Raw genomic sequence first — 23505 nt, 5'->3', positions numbered from 1 at the left:
TTGTTAACTGGAACATTAAGTCCCCCAATTCAAGTTTGGGGGACTATTTAATATAAAAATCAGCTGGAACTTAAGATCTTGCGTTGTTTACCCAATGAAGTTCGGGAAAGCGAAGAAATATGCACGAGAAATATACATCCCTTGAGGCGTAAGTATCCATATTCAAACAGTCTATGGATTCCTGTAAAGTTGAAGACTCAATTTCCAGAACAATCGGCATCCCAAGTTCGCGCTGTATTCTGGGTAAATCCCGTTTAAGAGACCAGACAAATTGCTCAAGCTCATCAAGAGATACTTCGCATATCACTCTTAAAATAATCTGAGAGCTATACCATTTTCTTTTCCACATTAGAACTTTTTGCTCTGCTTCTTCCGGAACCCTCCACTCGAATTCTCCACTCAATTTCCAAAGTATTCCTGATAAAACAACTCCTATAATCAGCCAAAGTGCACGCATATTCCTCCCCCCTTAACCCTAGCCTATGCTAGGATTAACGAAGAGTAAGTTGTCTCTCCTCAGCTGTACTCTTTAAAAATCTCATCATTTCTGAAGGCTGAAAATTAGCTGCACCCGGCCAAAGCATTCTCTCAAGTCTATTCACCGAACTTACTTTGATTAAACGAGAAGGCAGTTCTTTGCTCCATTGATAGAGAATATCCGCTTCTCTCGGATTCGTTTTTCGGCGTTTTTCGGCCTCTTCAAGAACAAACCCTTGAGCCCACTCATACGTTCTTATATTAAACTTTTCCCATGCTAAAACATTCTCCATTGCCCCTAATGCATCAGCCCCCTGCAGCTCAAGTTCCAATCTTGCGATTTCTCGCCGAATGCTGAATTGTATTTGATCATTATGCAAGCTCTTTTTTAAAACGGATAAAGTATATTGCTTATCTCCCGTATTTTTAGCTTCCTGTTCCGCGACCTTTAAAGAGTCAGTCCGCGGAAGATATATCCCAGCCCCTAGAAGCAGCAGCCCCAGAAATAAGTAAATAGCACCTGGCAGAAACTTTTTTAGAACATTATGATACTCTGGCATAAATTTAATCATTCTATTTTGAGTATGTTTTAAAGGAATTAAATTCAGTTTTTTATGTTTTTTATCTTCATAAGGAACGCTCATTCCGATTAAAGTCCAAAACAATATTCCCAGGGTTCCAAATAAAAAATCCGTATCCATTAGAGCATGCAGCATGAGAAATAAGAGAGCGCCGAATATATAAAATTGCCGACCCTTACTATTCTGAATCAGCCGTTTCATCATTAGAATTGCCCAAAGACTAAGAATCAGCATTCCATAAATTCCTTGATCAAGCAGAACACGAATTAACAAAGAATGAGGGTCTGTTGTCCAGTAAGGAATATGTTGGACCAAAGGAAAGGTAAACCAGCCACCTGCTTGCGGGATTCCCCGATAAAGCCAAGCAAGCTTTATTCCATCTTGGAAATAAAGAAGTCTCTCCCCTAAAGAATTTCGGATTCCCCAGTCAAGAAGATGTTGAGAAGGACCTTTCACATAAATTAAAGATAAGAGCGAAGCACTGATTGAAATAACCCCGAATAAAAGTTTTTCTCTTTTTGGCTTTTTCACTAAGCTTTTGCTCTCAATGCCTATAAAAGAGTCTCTCAATTGTTGACTTCTTCTCCGCTTGACAATCTCACGTCCTGTCATAATCAGCAGGAAAAGAACAAGCGACGCCCGCGATCCTGTATTCAATAAAGTTAGAAACAGCAATACTTGAATTATCCTCAAGCGGGGACTAAGTAAAATAACCGCTGCTAGATAAACACCCAAAGCATTTGGATATCCTACCGACGAAGACAGCCGTTCTAGGCCCATGGTAAATAACCTACTCCCTTTGGCCCAGAGGCTGAGCTGAGGAAGCCAAGCCAATACAGCAAGCATAATTCCGGCCGCTTGAATCCAGTTAAGCATCCTCTGCTGATTTTCTTCCCCTTGAATCCATCGCGCTTGACGGTAGATCATCCATAAGGTGAACCAACGCAGAGCATCCATCCATCCCTCACTGCTTTTGACCGGATGTAACAACCCCAATAAGGAACAGCTTATAAGCGCCAAAAATAAACCGTCGGTTAACGATAATAATCCAGATATATCTTTAAGTTTAAATACGCCCCAGCATTGGAGAAATGCAAGCCCAGCCCCAATGAGAAGCCATTGTTCAGGGAAAAATACGCCATGAGCAAAGATAATGCTGACCATTAAAACAAAAGCCAAGGATCGCACTTTGCTGTCCCCGGCTCTGTTGACTCGATTTAGGGTTATCCCTGTCATCGTTATTCTTGCTTAGGCCCCACGGCAAATTTCAGGATTCCTTGTGCGGCAAGTTCTTCTCCAACATAGGCCTTGCCTTCGCCAATCCCAATTCCGTGTTTCAGCTTCGTTAATTCCACCTCTAAACGAAGTTGATCTCCAGGAATAACCTGCCGTCTAAACTTAACCTCATCCAGCCCCGCGTAAAAGGCGAGGTGTCCGGCATACTCAGGCATTTTCAACAGAACCACTGCTCCTACTTGAGCTAATGCTTCCATAATCAAAACCCCCGGCATAATGGGATAGCCTGGAAAATGGCCTTGGAAAAAGGGCTCATTTCCTGATACATTTTTAATTCCCACTGCCCGTTTACCTTCTTCAAGCTCGATGATGCGATCTACCAATAAAAAAGGATAACGGTGAGGAATAATCTGTTGGATCTCTTTGCTTTCAAGCATTGTATTTAACCTCCTAGACTTGCATATCGGAATACTATTCCCTATGATGAGAATATAGACCTCTTAATTAATATGAAATTAAACAAGTTGCCCTTAGTATATCGAAGTTTGCACAAGAAGGGAAGGATTTAGGTGAAAGCCTACCAAATTCTACAATTAATTGGCGGCGGCGAAATTGGCGGAGCAGAACAACATGTATTAACCCTTCTTCAAGGTTTGCATGCTGAACGCTTTAAACTTATCTCCGGCTGCCTGGTTGATGGCCCTTTCGCTGATCTAACTGAGTATTTGGCAATTCCCACCCTGCGCTTTCCGATGAAACATGCACTTGATCTTACTTGCCTTCCTTCTTTGATTTCTGAACTTTGCAAACAAAAAGTAGACCTTATTCATACTCATGGTTCAAGAGCTAATCTTCTTGGACGCCTGGCCGGTCGTTGGACACATATCCCCGTTATTACTACGGTTCACAGCTCATTAAGTAAAGATTACCTTTCCCGAAAGGCTGCTCTTGCAGCTCTTGGACTTGATCGCTTAACCTTACCCCTGACGTCCGGAATTATCACTGTCTCTGATGCACTTCATCATGAAGTTGCTTCACGCGGCGGTAAAAACATCAGAACAATCTATAACGGAATTCAACCCCTCTCTCAAATGGAAGACGCGGATTATCGCCAAAATCAACGTACACATTTCCGGAAACAGTGGAGAATTCCAGATAATGCCCTCGTTCTGGGTAGCATTGCCCGTTTACATCCTACCAAAGGACTTGATACCCTTGTTGCAGCCAGCGCACAGCTTCTTTCTCATTTTCCCCATCTTCACGTTCTGATCATTGGCGAAGGACCACTTCGTGCCAAACTTGAAGAAAGTCTGAAAAATGCAGGCGTACCCTATACTCTTCCAGGCTTTATCCCTAAAGCTTATCAAATCCTTCCGGCAATGGATCTCTTTATATTACCTTCCCTGAGTGAAGGAATGGGATTAGTTCTGCTTGAAGCGATGCAAGCTTATCTCCCGCTTATAGCCACCCGCGTTGGCGGCGTCCCCGAAGTCATCCGCGAAGGTCAGGATGGACTCCTCATTCCCCCTTCGGATACCCAGGCACTGGTTAAAGCCTGCCAAACTCTGCTCACTGAACCTTCGCTTTCGGAGAAGCTTATAAAATCCGGACTTGAACGTTGGCAAACCTTTCATCAAGAAAAAATGATTCAAAAAACAGAGAATTTCTATGAAGAAATTCTCTGCCAAAAATAAAAAACAAAACTTAATCTTAAGCCTATGAACTTTAGCATAAGCCTGTTATTGCCACTTTGTCTTTTGGTTTTCCCCGTTTTCCTTACTCCCTGGCTTTTCGCGATTTCCTACTGCGTTATCTTTTTCTGGCTCCTGCTCCTTCTGGTCTTGCTGTAATTTATCTTGAGAAGAATCTGCGGGTTTAGACTTACTCTTCCCAGGCGGAAGATCAGACGAAGTTCCATGACCGCTGCTTTGGCTTCTTAGGTCATTTTTCAAGTTACCGTTTGTATGGGTATCTTGGTCACTCCCCTCTCCGGAAGTTCCTTTATCCTTTGAATTGATGCCTGCAGAAGCTGCTTTTGAATTATTATTTTCTTTAATACGTTTATCTTGATCCATCATACTTTTAATTTGGGGTTCTTCAAGAAGCTTAATTCTTTCATCTGTATCTTTAACGGTATTTTCATCAGCATTAATACCTGCATTTTGGGCGGTATTCATCAATGCATACTCCCCAAGTGTTAAACCCTTTTCCTGAGCTTTTTTTTGCTCAGCTTCACTGAGTTGATACACAATAACCTGAGGATTCATTCCCTGGGATTGAGCAGCCGTTTCAATTTTTTGAGTAATTTCATCTGAATTAACTCCAGATGGAAGGGCACTTCCTTCTTTAATCGGTGAATATCCAACCAAAACCCAGAGATGATCAGAATTAAGGTAATTAAGCGCAGTTGATTGTCCGATAATTTCCGTTAGGGCTTGCTTCCAGGGTTCGCCTTTCACAGGCAGTCCTTTTAAAACGCGTTCAGCATCCGAGTCAAGGGATTCAGTCTGAAGAACACGACCTTTCTGATCAATGGTCAGCTGAAGCCTGGGATTGATGTCTAATGAAATCATCGCTGCCGCCGTTGTCGCTTGGTAAGCATTCCAACCCATTGAACCTATCAGCGTAAGAAGAAATACCGCCGCAATACTTACCGCGGTTCGCCAAAACAGCTGGCGCTGCTGCCGAACATTTGACAATTCAATTTCAGCCCCAACTTCAACATTTCTCCGGTAATGAACCTTTTGAAAAGATCCGTCATCCGCTAAAATTGTCAGCACCGAGCCTTTTTTCTCCAAGACTACAGCTTTCATTGGCTTCATTTCCTCACCCCCTCCTACCTGGGAGTACATACTCACGCAGATAAATAAAATCATGCTGATTTGCAATTAACACCGATACTGCCAGAATAAACTTTCTTCCTCGCTCCAAGACTTTAGGATGGACCTGAGTTTTTAAAGCGAGGGCTTGCATAGGTATCTTTTTCTTTTTTTCGACCGGACCCCATAATTCCGGATCAGTAGCAAGTATTCTTGCTACACGAAGCAAGGTTTCCCGAGTATCTCGATGCTTAGGTGAAACACTTGCTAACGCATCAAAATCTAAATCATATTGAGCAAGCGCTTGGGCAAATTCACGAACCTCCTGCGCCCGTTCGTTATTCTGCTCACGCTCACGAAATTCTTGTAAACCCAAATGAATTTCTGCGGCCTGGCCGACATCCTCTTGATCAAGAGGTAAAGCTTCTCTTAATTTCTGTTTGCGATAGTAATCGACCAAACGGCGTTTAATCAGCAATCGGGCATAGGCTAAAAAGGGGACTCCACGTTCTTCTTCATAATGGTCAATGGCTTCATTAAAAGCGATCATAGCTTCTGATAGCTCTTCATCCCTGCCCCAATCCAAAACACGATGGCAAACCTGATTGGCGACATGTCGAATAAAGGGTTGGGATTCTTCTAAGAAATCCTCCCTGATCAAGGGCTCCCCTTTAATTTCCTGCCATGGCCATCTCAGTTCCCATTCAGGCATTCTCCATCCTCCTAATGAACAATACGTATCTTTAGTTCGTCTTTTCGTCGGTTTAAACTCAATAACTGACTTTATTTTTCCCTATCTTGAACGGCGCGTGTGTTTCTGTTCCTCTTTCTTTCCTTGTTTAATCACACGCCATGCAAATTTGGGCAATACTATTTGCCTTTTTATTCGTTGAGGCTGCTTTATTAACCGATACAGCCATTCCAGATGAACGCCCTGAATCCATCGCGGTGCTCTCTTATTTAAACCCGCTAAAGCATCAAAACTTCCTCCTACGCCAATGTTTACGGTTGCTAGATCAGGATGTGACGCAATCCAGAATTCCTGGCGCGGAGCCCCTAAACCGACTAATAAAAGGTCAGGCTGAAATTTTCGGATTCGTTCCAAAATTTCCGCCTGCTCTTCAGGTTCAAAATAGCCATGCTGTGTTTCCCCTATTATTCCCGGATGTTTTTCAATCACTTTTTTCGCGGCAAGATCAGCTACCCCCGGCTTGCTTCCTAAGAAGAAAATACGCCATTTGTTTTCCCCTGCCGCCGGAAACAGAGCTTCTAATAGATCTATCCCGGTAACCCGTTCCGGCACAGGATATCCGAGGCGTTTGGCCGCCCATACAACCCCGATCCCGTCTGGAGTTACCAGCTGCGCGCGATTGATTAATTGTTTTAATCGGGCATCTGCTCCAGCTGCAAAAATAAGTTCCGGATTTGCTGTAACTACCCAGGTCTTTTCTTTTCTCTCAATAGCCCTTTGTATGTATTCAACCGATTCCCTCATCGAAGACTTGTCAATTTTAACGCCAAGGACTTCAACTCTCACTTTATCCTCTCCCCACATTGTTTCGCGCAGTTCTCCACATAGTGAAAAAAGAACCGAGGGCCTGAGTCAATCTAAATCAAGTTTAGATAAACCTCTCTCCTCGGGTCTTTTTATTTTTTCTTTGTGTAAAGGTCCGTTCACCGATTAAAAACTATGTTCTAATACCTTACCCGTACCTAAAGCGACGCAAGAGATTGGGTCTTCTGCAAGACTTACGGGGAGGCCTGTTTCACGAGACAAACGTGTATCAAAACCATAGACCATCGAGCCCCCGCCCGTCATGATGATTCCTTTATTTAATATATCTGCTGAGAGTTCAGGCGGAGTACGCTCGAGAACCTCCTTTACAGCACTGACAATCGCTTCTATGGATTCCTCAAGCGCAGTATAGCATTCCTTAGAATTGACCTTGATTGTCTTAGGCAGTCCAGTTACAAGATCGCGGCCGCGCACATCGATCTCTGTAAATTCAGGCCGTCCTTCAGGAATTGCCGCGCCTACTGCTATCTTAACCTCCTCAGCAGTTCGTTCCCCGATCATCAAATTATATTCACGGCGAATATGCCGAATGATTGCTTCATCAAATTTATCCCCGCCCACGCGCAGGCTGCGCTTGGTTACAATCCCTTCCAACGACAGTACCGCAATATCCGAAGTACCCCCGCCGATATCTACAACCATGTTGCCTGTAGGCCCGGAAATATCAAGCCCTGCCCCTAAAGCAGCCGCATAAGGCTCCTCGACTACTTTCACCTGTTTCGCCCCTGCTTGATAAGCAGCCTGTTTTACAGCACGTTCTTCTACTTCTGTCACACCTGAAGGAATACAAACTACGACTCGGGTTTTAAAAAATGGAAATTTCTTAGCCCCGGCTTTTTCCAAAAAATACTTTAACATCAGTTCGGTTGTTACGTAATCTGCAATAACTCCATCTCTCATCGGGCGGACAGCAACAATATTTCCAGGAGTTCTGCCCAACATCATCCGGGCGTCTTCCCCTACTGCTATCCTTTTATTTGTATTCTTGTCGATGGCGACTACTGAAGGCTCATGCAGAACAATGCCTTTCCCTTTAAGGTAAACCAATACGCTCGCCGTACCTAAGTCGATTCCTAAATCAATTCCGAACATTTTATGGAGGTACCCCTTTCTTTTTCAACCTAAATTTATTTTCCTCTATAAAGCAAAAGTACAATCTCCCCAAGAGGGAGATTATACATAATATACCACGTTTTTTTATTCGATAAAAATTTCCTAATTCCTTTAAGTAATTACCCTTTTTTCTAAATTCTAACCCTTTGCCCTTTAATTTTCTTGATATTTCTTTCGGGTTGCTTCTCCGCCTCGGATATGCCTCTCCGCCTTATTGCTTTCCAGGATTTGCTTAACCTCCATCGCTAATTTTTCATTGATTAAAGGGAGTCTTTCTGTAACATCCTTATGCACCGTGGACTTTGATACGCCAAATACATCGGCGGTTTGCCTGACTGTTGCGCTCGATTCCATAATGTAATTTCCAATGTCGAGTACCCGCTTGCGGATATATTCTTGCACGCTGAGCCCTCCTCCTGCACCCAAAATTTTATACATTTATATGCAGGTAAAACGAAAAAAGACATCCTTGACGGACGTCTTCTTCCTGGTAAATCATGTATATCAGAATTGAGCTACTGAACTTGAGCTTTATCTCCATTCCAAACTTCATAATGGAGCTGAGTTCTGTCATTTACGCCATCTGCACCCGGATAATATCCGATTTGGCCAAGCACCTCATTTTGTTCGATAACATCCCCTTGACGAACTCTTAAATTTTCAAGGCCTCCATAAACAACACGCCAATTCTCCCCGCAGTCAATCTCCACTTTCTCACCCAAAATGGGATCAGCCCCGGCAAAAGTTACTTTTCCCTCATGAGTAGCACGAATGACCGCTCCTTCCGGAAGAGCATAATCTGTTCCCGCATGAAATAAGTACGTATCCAAATTTTCCGAATAGTAGTTACCTACCTCACGAATATGCTCACCTGTTGCTGGACTTGGAAAATCCTTAACCGATAGCTTAGCTTTCTGTTCCTGTTTGTCTGCATCTGCTTTATTCGTTTCTTCTTGACGGATTATTGATTTATCCGAATCCGATGTTTCACTTACAGCTCCTGTAACAGTTTGTTGATCTTTGGCAGCGATTGCCTGGCCAACGACTTCTCTCCCCGACGGAACCTGTTCAAGTCTTGCTAAACCATACGTTAAAGATGCGAGACCTATTATAGCAAGCATCATAAAATAGGCCCAGCCTCTTTGCCATCCTTTTAACTTATTCATTGAATTCACCCTTTCGCAAGCTCGCAAACTTAAGCATGTAAAAATATCCTAGCAGTATTTCTAAAGATATCCTTGCCTGATGCGCTTTTTTTTAGACGAAAAGGTGACTCGAATTCCTTATTTATTTTTAATCCAAAAGATTAAGAATTAACATTACGACCCTGATATAAGGAATAAAGCTGTGCACCTGGATAAAAATGTTTTAATATTTCTAAATAGGTGTTCCCCGCATTACCCATATCATTAGCCCCATATTGCGACATCCCGACTGCGTGGCCATAACCATAAGTTTTAATCTGGATTTCCTCTGGTTTAACCGTAAATTCCATATCCGTAGAGGCAAGTCCTAAAAGTGTTCGAACTTGAACCGCAGTATAAGTTTTACCAAGAATGCGCACACTTTTAGCTCGCCCGGCCCCTGTTTGACTGGTAATCATAAAATCTGAACTGCTCAGCTTTTTTGGGGACCCTGTGATTCCAAGTTTCTGATAGAGTACGCTGAAAGTGAAGTCATAAGTTTTAATAAACCGTGAAGGATTTTTTTCTTCGGAGTCTACATTTTGCAGATATGTTCGCGATGTGCTCCATACATCTTCAGCTCGTTCCGTCGTTTTACGACCGCTGCTGCTGTGGTAGAAAGCATCAATATACTGCCCGTTAGCAGTGAGAGCTTGCCCTTTTGTTTCTTGAACTGCATCAGCCATTTTCCCTCGATAGCGCCAGTAGCCCCACCATCCCCATTTCGCTTTCATTTGTGAGTCCGATAACCAGGCTTGGGTAAGCACCGTTGTATCAACATCATACCCTGGATCAGGATTTGCTTTTTGACTTATCCTCTTTACTGCGTAGGTCCTAGCTGCTACTGCCTGTGCCTTTAATGCTTCTTGATTAAATTCTGCGGGCATTTCTTCTGCGACAACCCCAACCAAGTACTGTTCGAGAGGAAGTGTCTCAATCTGACCACTCGGCATCTTTACTCGAATTGTCAAATCTCCGTTCATTGTTTCTTTTTTTATCCATCGATTCACGGTCCAAGGCAGGAGAAGAATAATGATTATCGAAAGCACAAGGATGGTTATCCCTTCTTTTTTCACAGATCTTTACACCTCTTTGCAGTACAAGCTTTACTTAACTTTATGCTTTATAAAGAGGCTATATGTCCCAGCAGGGCATTAAAAAAAGAGGCATTTTGCCTCTTTTCTTAACTATAGTTAATTTACTAATCTATTAACCCAATAATATTTAATCTACCCGGCGAATTTTGGCTCCAATCTTAGTGAGTTTATGTTCTATTCCTTCATAACCTCTATCAATATGATGTACACCCGATATTTCGGTTTCTCCTTCAGCGATTAAAGCTGCAAGAATTAGTGCTGCTCCCGCCCGTAAATCTGTTGCACAAACAGGTGCTCCGTTTAAAACGTCAACCCCTTGGACGATTGCACTTCGACCTTCTATCTTGATATCGGCCCCCATCCGTTTTAATTCGTCAACATGCATAAAACGATTTTCAAAGACAGTCTCAGTGACCATACCCGTCCCCTTTGCTTTACAAAGCAAGCTTAAAAACGGAGCTTGCAAATCCGTGGGGAAGCCTGGATGAACCTGAGTTTTAATATCGACTGCATTATAGCTTCCTTCACTGTAGACACGGATTCCGTCGTCTTCCTCTTGAAAATGAATCCCTGCCTCCTCCATTTTAGCAAGAACAGGGTTAAGATGATCCGCAATCACGTTTTGCACGAAAACATCTCCGCCGGCAGCCGCTGCCATTAAAAGATAACTTCCCGCTTCAATTCTGTCTGGAATAACCGTATGATTTGCACTATGGAAGGAAGAAACCCCTTCAATGTGAATTACGCTCGTTCCTGCCCCGCGAACTTTTCCTCCTATTTGATTGATAAAATTCGCGAGATCAACAATTTCCGGCTCTTGAGCGGCATTTTCGATAAGCGTTGTTCCCTCTGCACCCGCTGCAGCCATCATAATATTCTCAGTTGCGCCAACACTTGGGAAATCCAGGTAGATTCGTGTTCCCTTTAAAACAGAAGCAGATACATCAAGAAAGCCATGATCCATTTTTACCTCTGCACCTAATGCTTCAAGCCCCTTAAGATGCCAATTGATCGGGCGTGAGCCGATTGCACAGCCGCCCGGATGAGAAATACGGACATGACCTGTTCTTGCAAGTATAGGTCCCATCGTAACGATCGAAGCTCTCATTTTTGAGACTAATTCATGCGGTGCCTGAATACTTGTAATCTCTGGTGTATTTATAAATAATTGCGATCCTTCCCGCTTCACTTGAGATCCGAAAGAACCGATGACTTGGCACATGACATCAACATCCAATAACTGAGGAGCATCATCAATGCGCAAAGGCTCGGGTGATAGCAAGCTGGCCGCGATAATCGGCAATACTGCGTTCTTAGCTCCACTGACGCTAATCGATCCTTCGAGATGAGTTCCGCCAGTAACAATTAGTTTGCTCAAGTGTCAAAGCACCCCCTTTACGTTTTTTAGCATAATCTTCGACTTGCTACTATTCTCCCTTTGCATCCGTTTTTCCTGCAAATTGAACAAAGTTCGTCATATTAAAATTCTTCCAATAATGCGGGAATTGCCAAAACCGTATTTTCACCGCGAGTTGAACTGCGTGAAAGGAGTTGTATATTTACCTTATCGCGCCCCGCTTGGATAGTCGTGAAAGGACCTGCACTATATCCTGCCAGCGATGAAGTTTTCCCGGAAATTATCCACTGCTTAGGAGTTATGTTATTTTGGCTGAAATAAGCTTCTACATCCATTCCGGACGAAACCCTCTCATCTAAATAGGCTATGCCACCTGCCTGCTGTACCTGTTGAGAAAAAGCAGGATACCAGGAAAGAACTTCAGCTTCTTCGTTTTTATTGATTAGACGGTACCCGTGAATGGTAATCGCTTGATATTTATCCGATTGATTTTGTTCTGTTTGATTAATTACTTCTTTTTTTACCGTCCTCCATTCCCAACCGTTTTGTGGAAGTTGATTCAATAGGTTTACATAAGCCTCTTCATTTTCTTGCTCAAACCAAAACGTTACTCTAAGCTCTGCCTCAGAAGCTCCAGTTAAACCTGAACTCAGCAATAGCTTGGGCTGTTTTTGAATTGGACTTTCTATTGAAGTAAATAAGTGTATTGAGTTATTCGATCCGACTTTATATGATAATACCATTGCAGATATGATAATGACCATACCTAAAATCGAACGATTTAAACGAAAGGTCAATCTTATTCTCCTCTCATAGCAAGTGCTATTTTTATATGCTTTTATATAGGCTATATTAGCTTATAAAAATAGTTTTACCAAAGGAGAAAAAAGATAACGTAATAATTGAGTACAAATAAAAAAAATTACTCGAAAAGATAAAGCGCAATAGATATTATCTAATCTACTGCGCTTTATCTTTTCGAAAATCAATCTCTTTTTGAATCTGCAGCATTAATCCGTGCAATTGCCCGGCGAAGAGCATATTCAGCACGTCTAATATCTGTATCAGCTGACTTTTCAGCTAAGCGCTTCTCAGCTCTTTCTTTCGCTGCTAAAGCTCTTGGCACATCAATAGCTTCACCAAACTCTGCCGTATCTGCAAGAACTGTCGCCTTATTATCAGAGACTTCTGCAAATCCTCCCGAGATGGCTAACTTTGTTTTCGTACCATTGATAGTATAATGAATCACGCCCGCATCCAGTGCTGCAATGAGCGGAGCATGGTTGGGCAAAATTCCAAGCTCCCCGTTTACCCCCGGCAATATAACAAATTCAATATCTTCTTTAAGCACATTGCCTTCCGGGGAAACCACATGGAACGTGAACACACCAGCCATGTTTATGCCCCCAATGCTTTGGCTTTTTCGATGGCTTCATCAATCGTTCCAACCATATGGAACGCAGCTTCAGGAAGATCATCATGCTTTCCTTCAACAATCTCTTTGAAACCGCGGATCGTTTCTTTAATGGGTACGTATTTACCCGGCGATCCTGTGAAGATTTCAGCCACATGGAACGGTTGAGACAGAAAACGCTCAATCCGCCGTGCACGGCTGACGATGAGTTTTTCCTCTTCAGAAAGCTCATCCATACCCAAGATTGCAATAATATCTTGCAATTCCTTATTTTTTTGGAGAATTTGCTGAACACTTCGTGCAACGTTATAGTGCTCTTCACCAAGTATTTGAGGAGAAAGAATCCGAGAGGTAGAATCCAAGGGGTCAACAGCCGGATAAATACCCTTCTCTGAAATTGCCCGGTTTAGAACTGTCGTTGCATCCAAGTGAGCAAATGCTGTAGCCGGAGCTGGGTCTGTCAAATCGTCAGCCGGAACATAAATCGCCTGAACAGAAGTGACAGATCCGTTCCGTGTTGATGTAATCCGTTCTTGCAAAGCACCCATTTCGGTAGCGAGCGTTGGCTGGTAACCAACAGCAGAAGGCATCCGGCCTAAAAGAGCGGACACTTCGGATCCTGCTTGAGTGAAACGGAAAATGTTATCAATGAAAAGAAGAACGTCTTGGTGCTGAACATCCCGGAAATACTCTGCCATCGTCAGTCCGGTCAGACCCACACGAAGACGGGCACCCGGGGGCTCGTTCATCTGTCCGAAAACCATGGCCATCTTGCTGATAACCCCGGACTCTTTCATTTCATTCCACAGGTCGTTTCCTTCACGGGTACGCTCACCGACACCAGCAAAAACGGATAGTCCGCCATGCTCCTGTGCAATATTGTTGATAAGCTCCTGGATAAGAACGGTTTTACCTACACCGGCACCGCCGAAGAGTCCGACTTTACCTCCGCGGGAATAGGGAGCGAGCAGGTCGATAACTTTAATCCCCGTCTCCAGCATTTGAGTTGATGGGTCTTGATCCACAAAGGCAGGAGCAGGCCGGTGGATCGGATAATTCGTCTCTGCGACGACTTCCTCTCCATTATCAACAGGTTTGCCTAATACATTGAACATCCGTCCTAAGGTCTCCGGACCGACGGGGACGGTGATTGGCGCACCTGTATCCGTTGCTTCCATGCCGCGTTGTAAGCCATCCGTGGAGGACATCGAAACGCAGCGGACTGTATCGTTTCCTAAGTGCTGGGCAACCTCTAAGGTAAGATTAATCTTCTTCTCAGGAATTTTAATTTGAATTGCATTATAGATTTCCGGCAGTTGGTCAGGAGCAAACTCAATGTCAACTACCGGTCCCATGACTTGCACAATCTTGCCGATATTCACAGGCGAGAAACCTCCTTTTTGAGTATTTCCGGCAGTTTATTCGAGGGCAGCCGCTCCCCCGACAATTTCGGAAATTTCCTTCGTAATGGCCGCTTGACGTGCACGGTTCATCTGCAATGTCAAACGATCAATCATGTCTTTCGCATTATCTGTCGCTGCACCCATCGCCGTCATTTTAGCTCCCATTTCACTCGCTTTACCCTCAAGTAAGGTTCTGTAAATTTGAGTTTCAACATACTTCGGGAGTAAAGTGTTCAGAATCTCTTCAGGCGAAGGTTCAAAAATATACTCTTTGCCGGTCTCTCCTTCGGGTTGTTCGACCGGTAATAGCTTAATTTGTTTAGGTTGCTGATTGATGGCCGAGATGAATTCATTATAGATCAGATAGACTTCGTCAAAGGTGCCTTCACTGTAAAAACGAATGACTTGTTCAGCAATTTCCTTCGCGACGCTATATGAAGGGAAATCTCCAAAGCCGATAAGTTCTGAAAGCATCTCAACTTTTCCATGCCGATAAAAATCTCGTCCCTTTCGGCCAATCGCTATAAGTTTCGCCTCGTGTTCTTCTTTAGCGATTAAATCATTTGTCAACCGGATTAGGTTTGCATTATACCCACCACAAAGTCCCCGATCAGAAGTGATTAGAACATAGCCCACGGTATGCACAGGGCGCTTCTCCAATAGCGGATGAGTAACCTCAGCCTGATTCTGTGCGAGACGGACTAAAATCTCTTGCATTTGACGGGTGTATGGCCGGGCAGCCGTAACCCTTTCCTGGCATTTCCGCAATCGAGCAGCGGCAACCATTTTCATGGCCTTCGTAATCTGTTCCATATTACGGACGCTTCGGATCCGGCGACGAATATCACGTATACTAGCCACCTCGTTCACCTACTCCCTGTTTATTAGGCTAGGAATCCTTGCTTGAACTCAGTAATGGATTTTTCAACTTCCTTGTTGAGCTCATCAGAAAGGGCCTTTTCAGTACGGATTCGAGCCAGGAGGTCGGCTTTAACTGAGCGCATATACCGCAGATACTCTTGTTCAAAACGTCCAATCTGATCCACTTCAATATCATCAACCAATCCCTTAACCGCCGCATAAATAACAACGACTTCTTCCTCAACTGGGAGGGTGTGATATTGTTGTTGTTTCAGAATTTCCATCGTCCGCTGACCGCGAGCTAAGCGCATTTGTGTGATTTTATCCAGGTCTGAACCAAATTGAGCAAAAGCAGCAAGTTCACGATACTGTGCAAGGTCGAGACGGAGCTGCCCAGCAACTTGTTTCATCGCTTTGATTTGCGCCGAACCACCCACACGGGAAACGGAAATACCAACATTGATTGCTGGACGGAAACCTGAAAAGAAAAGGTCCGTTTCAAGGAAGATCTGACCATCTGTAATGGAGATAACGTTTGTCGGAATATATGCAGAAACGTCACCCGCTTGGGTTTCAATAATCGGCAAAGCCGTCATTGAACCGCTCCCAAGTTCAGGCGATAGTTTTGCAGCCCGTTCCAAAAGGCGGGAATGGAGATAGAAAACGTCTCCTGGGTATGCCTCGCGTCCGGGCGGACGTTTCAAAAGGAGGGAAAGTTCACGATACGCAGCAGCTTGTTTCGAAAGATCGTCATAGACGATTAAAACGTGCTTGCCGTTATACATGAATTCCTCTCCAATAGCGCAGCCAGAGTAAGGCGCAATATAAAGCATCGGAGCAGGTTCTGAAGCAGGTGCGGAAACGATAATCGTGTAATCCATGGCACCGTGATCTTCCAACGTTTTCTGTACTCCTGCTACTGTGGATGCCTTTTGCCCAATAGCAACATAAATACAAATGACGTCTTGGCCTTTTTGGTTGATAATCGTATCAATTGCAACAGCGGTTTTTCCCGTTTGACGGTCTCCGATAATCAATTCTCGCTGTCCGCGGCCAATCGGTACGATCGCGTCAATTGATTTGAGACCCGTTTGAAGAGGCTCGTGTACCGATTTCCGAGCAACGACGCCAGGAGCAGGGGATTCGATCGCACGGAACTTCGTGGTTTTAATTTCTCCTTTTCCGTCAATCGGTTGACCTAACGCATTGACAACGCGTCCGATCATTGCCTCCCCAACAGGAACCTCAACAATTCTCCCCGTGCGTTTAACTGGGTCGCCTTCCTTAATACCAACAAATTCTCCTAAGATAACACAACCGATGTTGTCTTCCTCAAGATTCATAGCCATTCCGTAAACTCCGTTTGGAAACTCCAAGAGTTCACCGGCCATTGAATTTTGCAAGCCGTAGATGCGGGCAATCCCGTCACCGACCTGGATAACAGTTCCCACGTCCACGACATCGACCGCATTATCATAACGTTCGATTTGCTGCTTAATAATTGAACTAATTTCTTCTGGACGTATATTCATCCTGTCTTTTCACCCCTATTTTCTGAGGTCTTTAAAGTGCCTTATTAGCCTTAACCTAAACTTACACGCATTTTGGAAAGCTTGTAGGCCACCGTTCCATCTAAAACCCGATCACCAATTTTCACTAGTATACCCCCGATAAGCTCGGGACGGACTTCCTTGACCATTCGTACATTCTTACCCGTGATTCGAACGAGTTCCTTATGCAAACGTTCTTCTTGACTTTCGCTTAAGGGTGTAGCACTTGCAATCCGTGCCTCAACGATGTTGCGTGCTTTATCCGCAAGCAGCTTAAACTCTCGTTCGATTTCCGGAAGTAAATTTTCCCTTCTTTTATCAATAAGAAGAGAAATAAAGCGGCGAACCGTATCACTCAAGCTGTCTGAGAAAAGCTTGTCCATTAGCTCCTTCTTTTCAGTCAAAGTAATATGCGGATGGTAAAGGAGATGCGCGACCTCAGCATTCTCATCAATCAAGTGTGTCAATTCTTTAAGTTCAAGTTCAACTTGATTGAGATCCTGCTTTAAAGCGATTTCATATAAGGCCTGGGCATACCGGCGAGCAAGAGCTCCCTTTAGCATGGCAATTCCCCTACCTCTTGAATAAATTGCTCAATAAGATCTTCCTGACTTTTGGCATCCAAGTTTTTACGGATGATTTTTTCAGCTACGGAAACTGATAAATCAGCCACTTGTGCCTTTACCTGGGCAATTGCCAAGTCACGTTCGCGCTCTATATCAGCCAGGGCTGACTTTTTAATCTTCTCAGCTTCTTCATGAGCTCCGGCCAGAATCTCAGCAGAGCGTTCTTCGCTCAATTTCGTTGCCTTCGCAATAACCTCCTGAGCTTCTTGGCGTGCCTTACGCATTTCTTCCTGATATTCGCGCTTTATTTGTTCAGCCTGCTGACGTTCTTGTTCAGCTTGTGCAATATTAGATTCAATAAAGTTACGACGCTCTTCCATCATATTCATAAGCGGATTCCAAGCGAAGCGTCTTAGAATATAAAAGAGCACTAAAAAAGATAAAACCTGGGCGACGAGCGTCCAATCAAATTGTATGGGATTCACAGTTTACCCCCTCTCTCAAGTCGGTCCATCTGCGGATGATTTTTTCAAGGGGGAACGATCCGTTCCCCCTTGTTCCTGACGGGCTGGGACTTAAGACTCAAGCCCAATTAAATTCCAGACTTACTTTGTGAACATGAGAAGTAGTGCGAGTACCCAAGTTAACAGTGGTAAAGCCTCGACAAGACCAACCCCGATAAACATGGTTGATTGTAATGAACTTTTAGCCTCAGGCTGGCGAGCAATGCCTTCCAGCGTTTTTGTAATAAGGCTTCCATTACCAAGTGAAGCTCCGAGGGCTGCTAAACCAGCAGCTATTCCTGCACCAAGTGCAGCTGCAGCAGATACATCCACAGAGTTTCCTCCTTTCTTTGTTCCCCTAAATTATTTTGCTTATAATTCCTCAGTAGTGCACATGCTCCACTGAAAATTAACATAATAAAAAAATTTTGAGTTATTCTTCCGCGACTGCTTGGGCGACATAAGCCGTGGTCAGTACCGTAAAGACATAAGATTGGATTGCACCGATAAATACGCTGAACGCTAACCAGATGGAATCCGGAAGAATTCCCGGCAATACCCAAATTCCTGGAAGCATCATAATAACTTTAATAAGTACTTCGCCCGCATAGATGTTTCCAAAAAGACGGAAGGCCAGGGTCATCGGCTTGGATAAAAGATCGATGACATGGATCAATAAAAACAACGGATTAGGTTCTAAAAAATGTTTGAAATAATGACTGCCTTGATTTTTAATCCCCATACTCACTACGATAATCATTGTAAGTATAGCCAACGCCGCAGTGGTATTGATATCTGCAGTTGGTGACATCCAAGAGGAGCCTTCAAAAATTTTATCCAATTGAGCAAACTCCACATTATGAAGGAGATTAAACGTAAAGTTAGGAAGAAGACCAAACATATTGGAAACAAAAATAAACAGAATCAGCGTCACTAAATAGCCTATTAATGAGCGTCCTTTTTCTAGACTCATATTGTCCGAAACGAGCTTCCGAACAAAATCGATGGCCCACTCAAGAAAATTCTGCATTTTTCCGGGTTTACCGCTTGTCAAGCTGCGTACACCCAAAAGGACAAAAATCAAGATGATAGCCATAACCATCCAGGTCATCATCAGCGTTTTCCCATGAAAGGTCATATTTCCTAAATGCCACAACACGGTTTCTTCATGCATATTTTCATAACTCACCCCTTTCTTTCTTTATAAATTCGATAACCCCCAAAATAAGTGATACCAAAAGTCCTAGCGCAATACCTAAGGCTAAACTGAATAACCAACCCTTAAAAAAGCGGCCGACAATGACAACCGTCAGCGTCACAAAACCCAGACGCTTTACGAAGCTTCGGCGTAATCGTCGCACAGCCTCAGATGTATCCAGCTTGATACTGCTTTGAGCATCTCTATGAAGCCATTGAGTATATAAAAATCCAATCCAATATCCCAATACAGCTCCTATAAGAGAATTATTGCGAGTTAAAACCACCGCAAAAAATAAAACTGAAGTCCCTAGAAGTAAAAAAACGGTTTTATTTCTTGTCATCCGTTACCCCTAGCTTTCTTAAAGTAAGTACAAGATAACTTCCTCCAAGGATTAGACCCAGTAAAATGAAAATAATTTGAAGCCACGGTTCTGTTCCCCAGCGGTTATCTAAATATTTGCCCAGCAAATAGCCACCGCCGACTAAACTCGCTAATGTGCCTGCGATACTAGTTCCAATCGCCATCGCCTTAACTACGGTTAAACGGTTATTATCCATTAAACCAACCTTAATGCTATTTGACAATATTCAAACAGTTATATTTATTTCGCCAAAATCGCACAAATTCCTTCTTATCGGTTAAAATTTTTACTATTTTTATGTTTTTTTTAAGATTTCGCAAATTATGAACACTATGCACCATTTTGGAACAATTCTAGTATTATCTTTTTCATCGCCTGTATATTTTTACTTAATAAGCATGCAAATCATGTGCCAATCTAACGATCTTTAACTTATAACAAGAAAAACCGATAGTTATTCTATTTCTATAATGCTCAGACTTTTTGTATTCATTCAAAAATAATCTTTCTGTGAAATCTTTTTCACCCTTGTATGCAATTCACTGCGCAAAATTACTAAAGTGATTTAAAATCTCAGCAATCCGTTGTGAGGCTTTACCATCTCCGTAAGGATTGATAGCCTGGGCCATCCCCTGATAAACTTCCTCGTTATCCAAGAGCTGGTTTAGCTCTTCAACCACTCGCTCGTAGGATGTCCCTACGAGAGCAACCGTTCCCGCAGTTACTGCCTCAGGGCGTTCAGTTGTATCGCGGACTACAAGCACAGGCTTTCCTAAAGAAGGAGCCTCCTCCTGGATCCCCCCGGAGTCGGTTAATATGATGTGTGATTTAGCCATTAAATTGACAAACGGTTCATAATCCATCGGTTCAATTAGGTAAACTCGATAATGCTGCCCTAAGACCTCGCTGACAACCTTGCGTACAGAAGGATTCTTATGGACAGGGAAAACGATATACGTATCGGGTTTTTCTTCAAGGATATGCGCAAGGGCTCGATAAATTTGCCTCATCGGCTCACCTAAATTCTCACGCCGGTGAGTCGTTACCAAAATCATGCGTTTACCCTTTTCCCGTTCAAGAATTGCAGCCAGTTCCGGATCCCTGAATTGATAATCATCCCGAACCGTATTGAGCAAGGCATCAATGACTGTATTCCCTGTAACAAAAATTTTTTCTTCAGGGACACCCTCACGGAGAAGATTTTGTTTTGCTGTATCCGTTGGTGCAAAATGTAAATCTGTTATCGCACCTGTGAGCTTACGGTTCATCTCTTCCGGGAAAGGGGAATATTTATTTCCTGTTCGCAAGCCCGCTTCCACGTGTCCAACTGAAATATGGGAATAAAAAGCAGCAAGCGCGGCAACAAAAGTTGTGGTTGTATCGCCATGAACTAAAACCAAGTCGGGTTTTGCTTTCGCAAAAACTTCAACGAGTCCATTAAGTGCCCGGGTTGTGATATCAGCCAGCGTCTGACCTGCTTTCATCAGATTCAAATCATAGTCTGGCTTAATCTTAAATAATTCCAAAACCTGGTCAAGCATTTCCCGGTGTTGGGCAGTCACTGCAACTTGACACGGAATAGATTTTGCGTGAAGAGCTTTAACGACTGGGGCCATTTTGATTGCTTCAGGACGTGTTCCAAAAACGACCATGACCTTTTGTTGTTCTTTCAAAACTCGTACGCTCCTTTAAATATTTTAGATTCGGCTACTGTTCGTTCTCTTCTTGTGATGCAAAATGGACCATATCAAGACCCGCTTCTTGAGCAAGTTGGTGAGCCAAAGCATCCGGATAGGGATTGGCATAAATCACCCGTTTGATTCCCGCATTGATAATCATCTTCGTGCAGAGCACGCACGGTTCAAAGGTTGTATAGATATCAGCCTCTGCAATTTCTACGCCGTGCTTCGCTGCCTGAACAAGCGCATTTTGTTCGGCATGAACTGCACGGCAAATCTCTGTGCGCTCTCCGGATGGAATCTTAAGCTGTTGACGCAAGCAGCCTGCTTCAGCGCAATGTTTTAGTCCTGTCGGACTGCCATTATAGCCTGTACTCAAGATTTGCTTGTCCTTAACAATAACTGCTCCAACCTGGCGTCGTAAACAAGTCGAGCGTTCAGAAACAACCTGTGCCATTTTCATAAAGTACTGATCCCAACATGGCCGGCTTTTTAACACGTTCATCACTTCGTTCCAAACAGTCGATCCCCAGCATCTCCCAATCCTGGTACAATATAGCCGTGATCATTCAATTTCTCGTCCACAGCTGCTACAAAAATATCGACATCTTCATGCGCGGATGTTACAGCCTGAATTCCCTCCGGAGCTGCAATGAGGCACATCAATTTAATATTACGAACTCCGCGTTCTTTTAAAAAGGTGATCGCAGCTGATGCCGAACCGCCTGTAGCCAGCATGGGATCGATAACAATTAAATCTCTTTCTTCAATATCGGTCGGCAGTTTACAGTAGTATTCAACAGGCTTAAGTGTCTCCGGATCGCGATATAATCCAATATGACCTACTTTTGCGGTTGGAATAAGCTTAAGCATTCCGTCAACCATACCCAAACCAGCACGCAAAATCGGAACTAATCCGACTTTACGCCCTGCAATCATTTTTGTCTTCGTTGAAGCAACAGGGGTCTTTACTTCAACCTCTTGAAGCGGAAAATCACGGGTAACCTCGTAAGCCATCAGCATAGCTACTTCTTCAACAAGTTCGCGGAAATCCTTCGACCCGGTTTTCTCATCACGGATCAAAGAAAGCTTATGCTGAATTAAAGGATGGTCAAGAACATGTACTTGTGCCATAAAAATGTCATCTCCTAGTTCCTAATCTAAATTCGGATAGAGCGGAAACTCTTGGCAAAGATTTGCGACAATCTCTTTTGCTTTAGCAAAATTCGTTTCGTCCTGCTTCGTTAAAGCAAGATCAATGGCCTCTGCAATTTGCCGCATCGCTTGAGCATTCATTCCCCGGCTGGTCACTGCCGGCGTTCCGATTCGAATACCGCTCGTTATAAACGGACTTGCCGGATCATAAGGAATTGTATTTTTGTTGACTGTAATTCCTACTTCATCAAGGATATGCTCCGCTTCTTTTCCTGTTAATCCTTTTGTCCGGACATCAATGAGCATAAGGTGATTATCCGTTCCACCCGAGACTAAACGGAATCCTTTTTCAGCTAAACTTGAGGCTAAAACCTTAGCATTCTCTACAATCCGTTTTTGATATTCCTTAAATTCCGGCTGAAGCGCCTCTCCAAAAGCAACGGCCTTCGCTGCAATGACGTGCATGAGAGGTCCTCCTTGAATTCCAGGGAATATCGCTTTATCAATTGCCTGGGCATATTCTTTTTTGCAGAGAATTAGGCCTCCCCTTGGCCCGCGCAGGGTTTTATGTGTCGTAGTCGTTACAAAATGAGCATAAGGAACTGGGCTTGGATGAATTCCTGCAGCAATAAGCCCAGCGATATGCGCCATATCTACCATTAGAAGCGACCCTGCTTCGTCAGCGATTTCACGAAGTTTTTTGAAATCAATGATGCGTGGATAAGCGCTTGCTCCGGCGACAATTAACTTGGGTTTATTTTCAAGCGCTAAAGCACGAACCTTTTCATAATCAATCATCTCTGTATCGGGATCAACCCCATAGGCGACAAAGTTAAAATATGCTCCCGAAAGGTTTACTGGGCTCCCATGAGTTAAGTGTCCGCCATGGGAAAGATTCATTCCGAGAACCGTATCTCCCGGCTTAAGAACCGCGAAATAAACTGCCGTATTGGCTTGCGCTCCTGAATGAGGCTGCACATTTGCGTGTTCGGCTCCGAAAAGTTTTTTGATCCGTTCCCGAGCAAGGTCTTCAACGATATCAACGTATTCGCAGCCTCCATAATAACGTTTACCCGGGTATCCTTCTGCATATTTATTGGTAAGCACTGAACCTTGAGCCGCCATTACTGCACGGCTTACAAAGTTTTCAGAAGCAATAAGTTCAATCTTATTACGCTGACGTCCTTCTTCCAGGGCAATTGCTTTGGCAACTTCGGGGTCTTGCGGAAGAACCCATTTTTTAATATAATCCATACACTCCTGCTCCTTTAATCCCATTTTTCAGTAAAATAGAATCGTTACCATTATTTCAGAATTCTAGATTCTATTGGACATAAACTACCTCAAAATATTAATCTTTTCAAGGGCAAAA

General features: G+C 43.5%; 27 protein-coding genes. 1 reads left to right on the top strand and 26 read right to left on the bottom strand.

Going from position 1 to position 23505, the window contains the following annotated elements:
• Positions 1-70: 70 nt before the first annotated feature.
• The 3 genes from ACHOLT_RS04265 to fabZ are packed head-to-tail and all read right to left on the bottom strand — an operon-like array spanning position 71 to position 2731.
• On the bottom strand, positions 71-457 hold the full coding sequence (locus ACHOLT_RS04265) for a hypothetical protein (protein WP_425805999.1): 387 nt from the start codon (positions 455-457) through the stop codon (positions 71-73).
• A gap of 34 nt (positions 458-491) precedes the next feature.
• Positions 492-2294, bottom strand: coding sequence for an O-antigen ligase family protein (locus ACHOLT_RS04260; protein WP_425805998.1), 1803 nt, complete (start codon positions 2292-2294; stop codon positions 492-494).
• 2 nt (positions 2295-2296) lie between these two features.
• Complete coding sequence (gene fabZ / locus ACHOLT_RS04255) at positions 2297-2731, bottom strand: 3-hydroxyacyl-ACP dehydratase FabZ (RefSeq protein ID WP_425805997.1); 435 nt, start codon at positions 2729-2731, stop codon at positions 2297-2299.
• A gap of 132 nt (positions 2732-2863) precedes the next feature.
• Here fabZ and ACHOLT_RS04250 point away from each other — a divergent pair, with 132 nt between their 5' ends.
• Entirely contained in the window at positions 2864-3988 is a 1125-nt protein-coding gene (locus ACHOLT_RS04250) for a glycosyltransferase (protein WP_425805996.1), read from the top strand.
• A 45-nt stretch (positions 3989-4033) separates the two neighbouring features.
• On the opposite strand, the gene ACHOLT_RS04245 is transcribed toward ACHOLT_RS04250, so the two are convergent.
• The 23 genes from ACHOLT_RS04245 to glyA all read right to left on the bottom strand — a co-directional run bounded on the left by ACHOLT_RS04245 (position 4034) and on the right by glyA (position 23387).
• A complete protein-coding gene (locus tag ACHOLT_RS04245; protein WP_425805994.1) occupies positions 4034-5116 on the bottom strand; it encodes an anti-sigma factor domain-containing protein in 1083 nt (360 codons plus the stop codon).
• 4 nt (positions 5117-5120) lie between these two features.
• Positions 5121-5825, bottom strand: coding sequence for an RNA polymerase sigma-I factor (gene sigI, locus ACHOLT_RS04240; protein WP_425805992.1), 705 nt, complete (start codon positions 5823-5825; stop codon positions 5121-5123).
• A gap of 81 nt (positions 5826-5906) precedes the next feature.
• Positions 5907-6650 carry a WecB/TagA/CpsF family glycosyltransferase gene (locus tag ACHOLT_RS04235; protein WP_425805990.1) on the bottom strand — a complete coding sequence of 248 codons (744 nt, stop codon included), beginning with the start codon at positions 6648-6650 and terminating at the stop codon, positions 5907-5909.
• A 144-nt stretch (positions 6651-6794) separates the two neighbouring features.
• On the bottom strand, positions 6795-7781 hold the full coding sequence (locus ACHOLT_RS04230) for a rod shape-determining protein (protein WP_425805989.1): 987 nt from the start codon (positions 7779-7781) through the stop codon (positions 6795-6797).
• A 174-nt stretch (positions 7782-7955) separates the two neighbouring features.
• Positions 7956-8204 carry a sporulation transcriptional regulator SpoIIID gene (gene spoIIID, locus ACHOLT_RS04225; RefSeq protein WP_006716818.1) on the bottom strand — a complete coding sequence of 83 codons (249 nt, stop codon included), beginning with the start codon at positions 8202-8204 and terminating at the stop codon, positions 7956-7958.
• Between the two features lie 113 nt (positions 8205-8317).
• Positions 8318-8968 (bottom strand): peptidoglycan DD-metalloendopeptidase family protein, encoded by a 651-nt coding sequence (locus ACHOLT_RS04220; RefSeq protein ID WP_425805987.1) that lies wholly within the window; start codon positions 8966-8968, stop codon positions 8318-8320.
• Positions 8969-9108: 140 nt separating this feature from the next.
• On the bottom strand, positions 9109-10062 hold the full coding sequence (gene spoIID / locus ACHOLT_RS04215; RefSeq protein ID WP_425805985.1) for a stage II sporulation protein D: 954 nt from the start codon (positions 10060-10062) through the stop codon (positions 9109-9111).
• Between the two features lie 148 nt (positions 10063-10210).
• Positions 10211-11461, bottom strand: coding sequence for a UDP-N-acetylglucosamine 1-carboxyvinyltransferase (gene murA / locus ACHOLT_RS04210; RefSeq protein ID WP_425805984.1), 1251 nt, complete (start codon positions 11459-11461; stop codon positions 10211-10213).
• Between the two features lie 101 nt (positions 11462-11562).
• A complete protein-coding gene (locus ACHOLT_RS04205) occupies positions 11563-12237 on the bottom strand; it encodes a hypothetical protein (RefSeq protein WP_425805983.1) in 675 nt (224 codons plus the stop codon).
• Positions 12238-12425: 188 nt separating this feature from the next.
• Positions 12426-12836 (bottom strand): F0F1 ATP synthase subunit epsilon, encoded by a 411-nt coding sequence (locus tag ACHOLT_RS04200; RefSeq protein WP_425805982.1) that lies wholly within the window; start codon positions 12834-12836, stop codon positions 12426-12428.
• A gap of 2 nt (positions 12837-12838) precedes the next feature.
• Positions 12839-14236 (bottom strand): F0F1 ATP synthase subunit beta, encoded by a 1398-nt coding sequence (atpD, locus tag ACHOLT_RS04195; protein WP_425805981.1) that lies wholly within the window; start codon positions 14234-14236, stop codon positions 12839-12841.
• Between the two features lie 36 nt (positions 14237-14272).
• Positions 14273-15118, bottom strand: a complete 846-nt coding sequence (atpG, locus tag ACHOLT_RS04190; protein ID WP_425805980.1) for an ATP synthase F1 subunit gamma — start codon at positions 15116-15118, stop codon at positions 14273-14275.
• 23 nt (positions 15119-15141) lie between these two features.
• Positions 15142-16650 carry a F0F1 ATP synthase subunit alpha gene (gene atpA, locus ACHOLT_RS04185; RefSeq protein WP_425805979.1) on the bottom strand — a complete coding sequence of 503 codons (1509 nt, stop codon included), beginning with the start codon at positions 16648-16650 and terminating at the stop codon, positions 15142-15144.
• Between the two features lie 50 nt (positions 16651-16700).
• On the bottom strand, positions 16701-17231 hold the full coding sequence (locus ACHOLT_RS04180) for a F0F1 ATP synthase subunit delta (RefSeq protein WP_425805978.1): 531 nt from the start codon (positions 17229-17231) through the stop codon (positions 16701-16703).
• Positions 17225-17719: a F0F1 ATP synthase subunit B gene (gene atpF, locus ACHOLT_RS04175; RefSeq protein WP_425805976.1), complete on the bottom strand. Its 495-nt coding sequence runs from the start codon at positions 17717-17719 to the stop codon at positions 17225-17227. The genes ACHOLT_RS04180 and atpF overlap by 7 nt, the downstream gene beginning before the upstream one ends.
• Before the next feature lie 120 nt (positions 17720-17839).
• Positions 17840-18070 (bottom strand): F0F1 ATP synthase subunit C, encoded by a 231-nt coding sequence (atpE, locus tag ACHOLT_RS04170; protein WP_425805975.1) that lies wholly within the window; start codon positions 18068-18070, stop codon positions 17840-17842.
• Between the two features lie 100 nt (positions 18071-18170).
• Positions 18171-18911, bottom strand: coding sequence for a F0F1 ATP synthase subunit A (gene atpB, locus ACHOLT_RS04165; protein ID WP_425807877.1), 741 nt, complete (start codon positions 18909-18911; stop codon positions 18171-18173).
• A gap of 4 nt (positions 18912-18915) precedes the next feature.
• Complete coding sequence (locus ACHOLT_RS04160) at positions 18916-19278, bottom strand: hypothetical protein (protein WP_425805973.1); 363 nt, start codon at positions 19276-19278, stop codon at positions 18916-18918.
• Positions 19265-19495, bottom strand: a complete 231-nt coding sequence (locus ACHOLT_RS04155; protein WP_425807875.1) for an AtpZ/AtpI family protein — start codon at positions 19493-19495, stop codon at positions 19265-19267. The genes ACHOLT_RS04160 and ACHOLT_RS04155 overlap by 14 nt, the downstream gene beginning before the upstream one ends.
• Before the next feature lie 343 nt (positions 19496-19838).
• A complete protein-coding gene (gene wecB / locus ACHOLT_RS04150; RefSeq protein ID WP_425807873.1) occupies positions 19839-20951 on the bottom strand; it encodes a non-hydrolyzing UDP-N-acetylglucosamine 2-epimerase in 1113 nt (370 codons plus the stop codon).
• 55 nt (positions 20952-21006) lie between these two features.
• Positions 21007-21483: a deoxycytidylate deaminase gene (locus ACHOLT_RS04145; RefSeq protein WP_425807872.1), complete on the bottom strand. Its 477-nt coding sequence runs from the start codon at positions 21481-21483 to the stop codon at positions 21007-21009.
• Positions 21483-22112, bottom strand: a complete 630-nt coding sequence (gene upp / locus ACHOLT_RS04140) for a uracil phosphoribosyltransferase (protein ID WP_425805971.1) — start codon at positions 22110-22112, stop codon at positions 21483-21485. Before upp ends, ACHOLT_RS04145 begins: the two co-directional genes overlap by 1 nt.
• Positions 22113-22133: 21 nt before the next feature.
• Positions 22134-23387 (bottom strand): serine hydroxymethyltransferase, encoded by a 1254-nt coding sequence (gene glyA / locus ACHOLT_RS04135; protein WP_425805969.1) that lies wholly within the window; start codon positions 23385-23387, stop codon positions 22134-22136.
• Positions 23388-23505 lie beyond the last annotated feature (118 nt).

This window comes from Desulfitobacterium nosdiversum (assembly GCF_049860565.1).
GTDB lineage: Bacteria > Bacillota > Desulfitobacteriia > Desulfitobacteriales > Desulfitobacteriaceae > Desulfitobacterium_A > Desulfitobacterium_A nosdiversum.
This window is presented reverse-complemented; position numbering and strand designations above follow the sequence as displayed.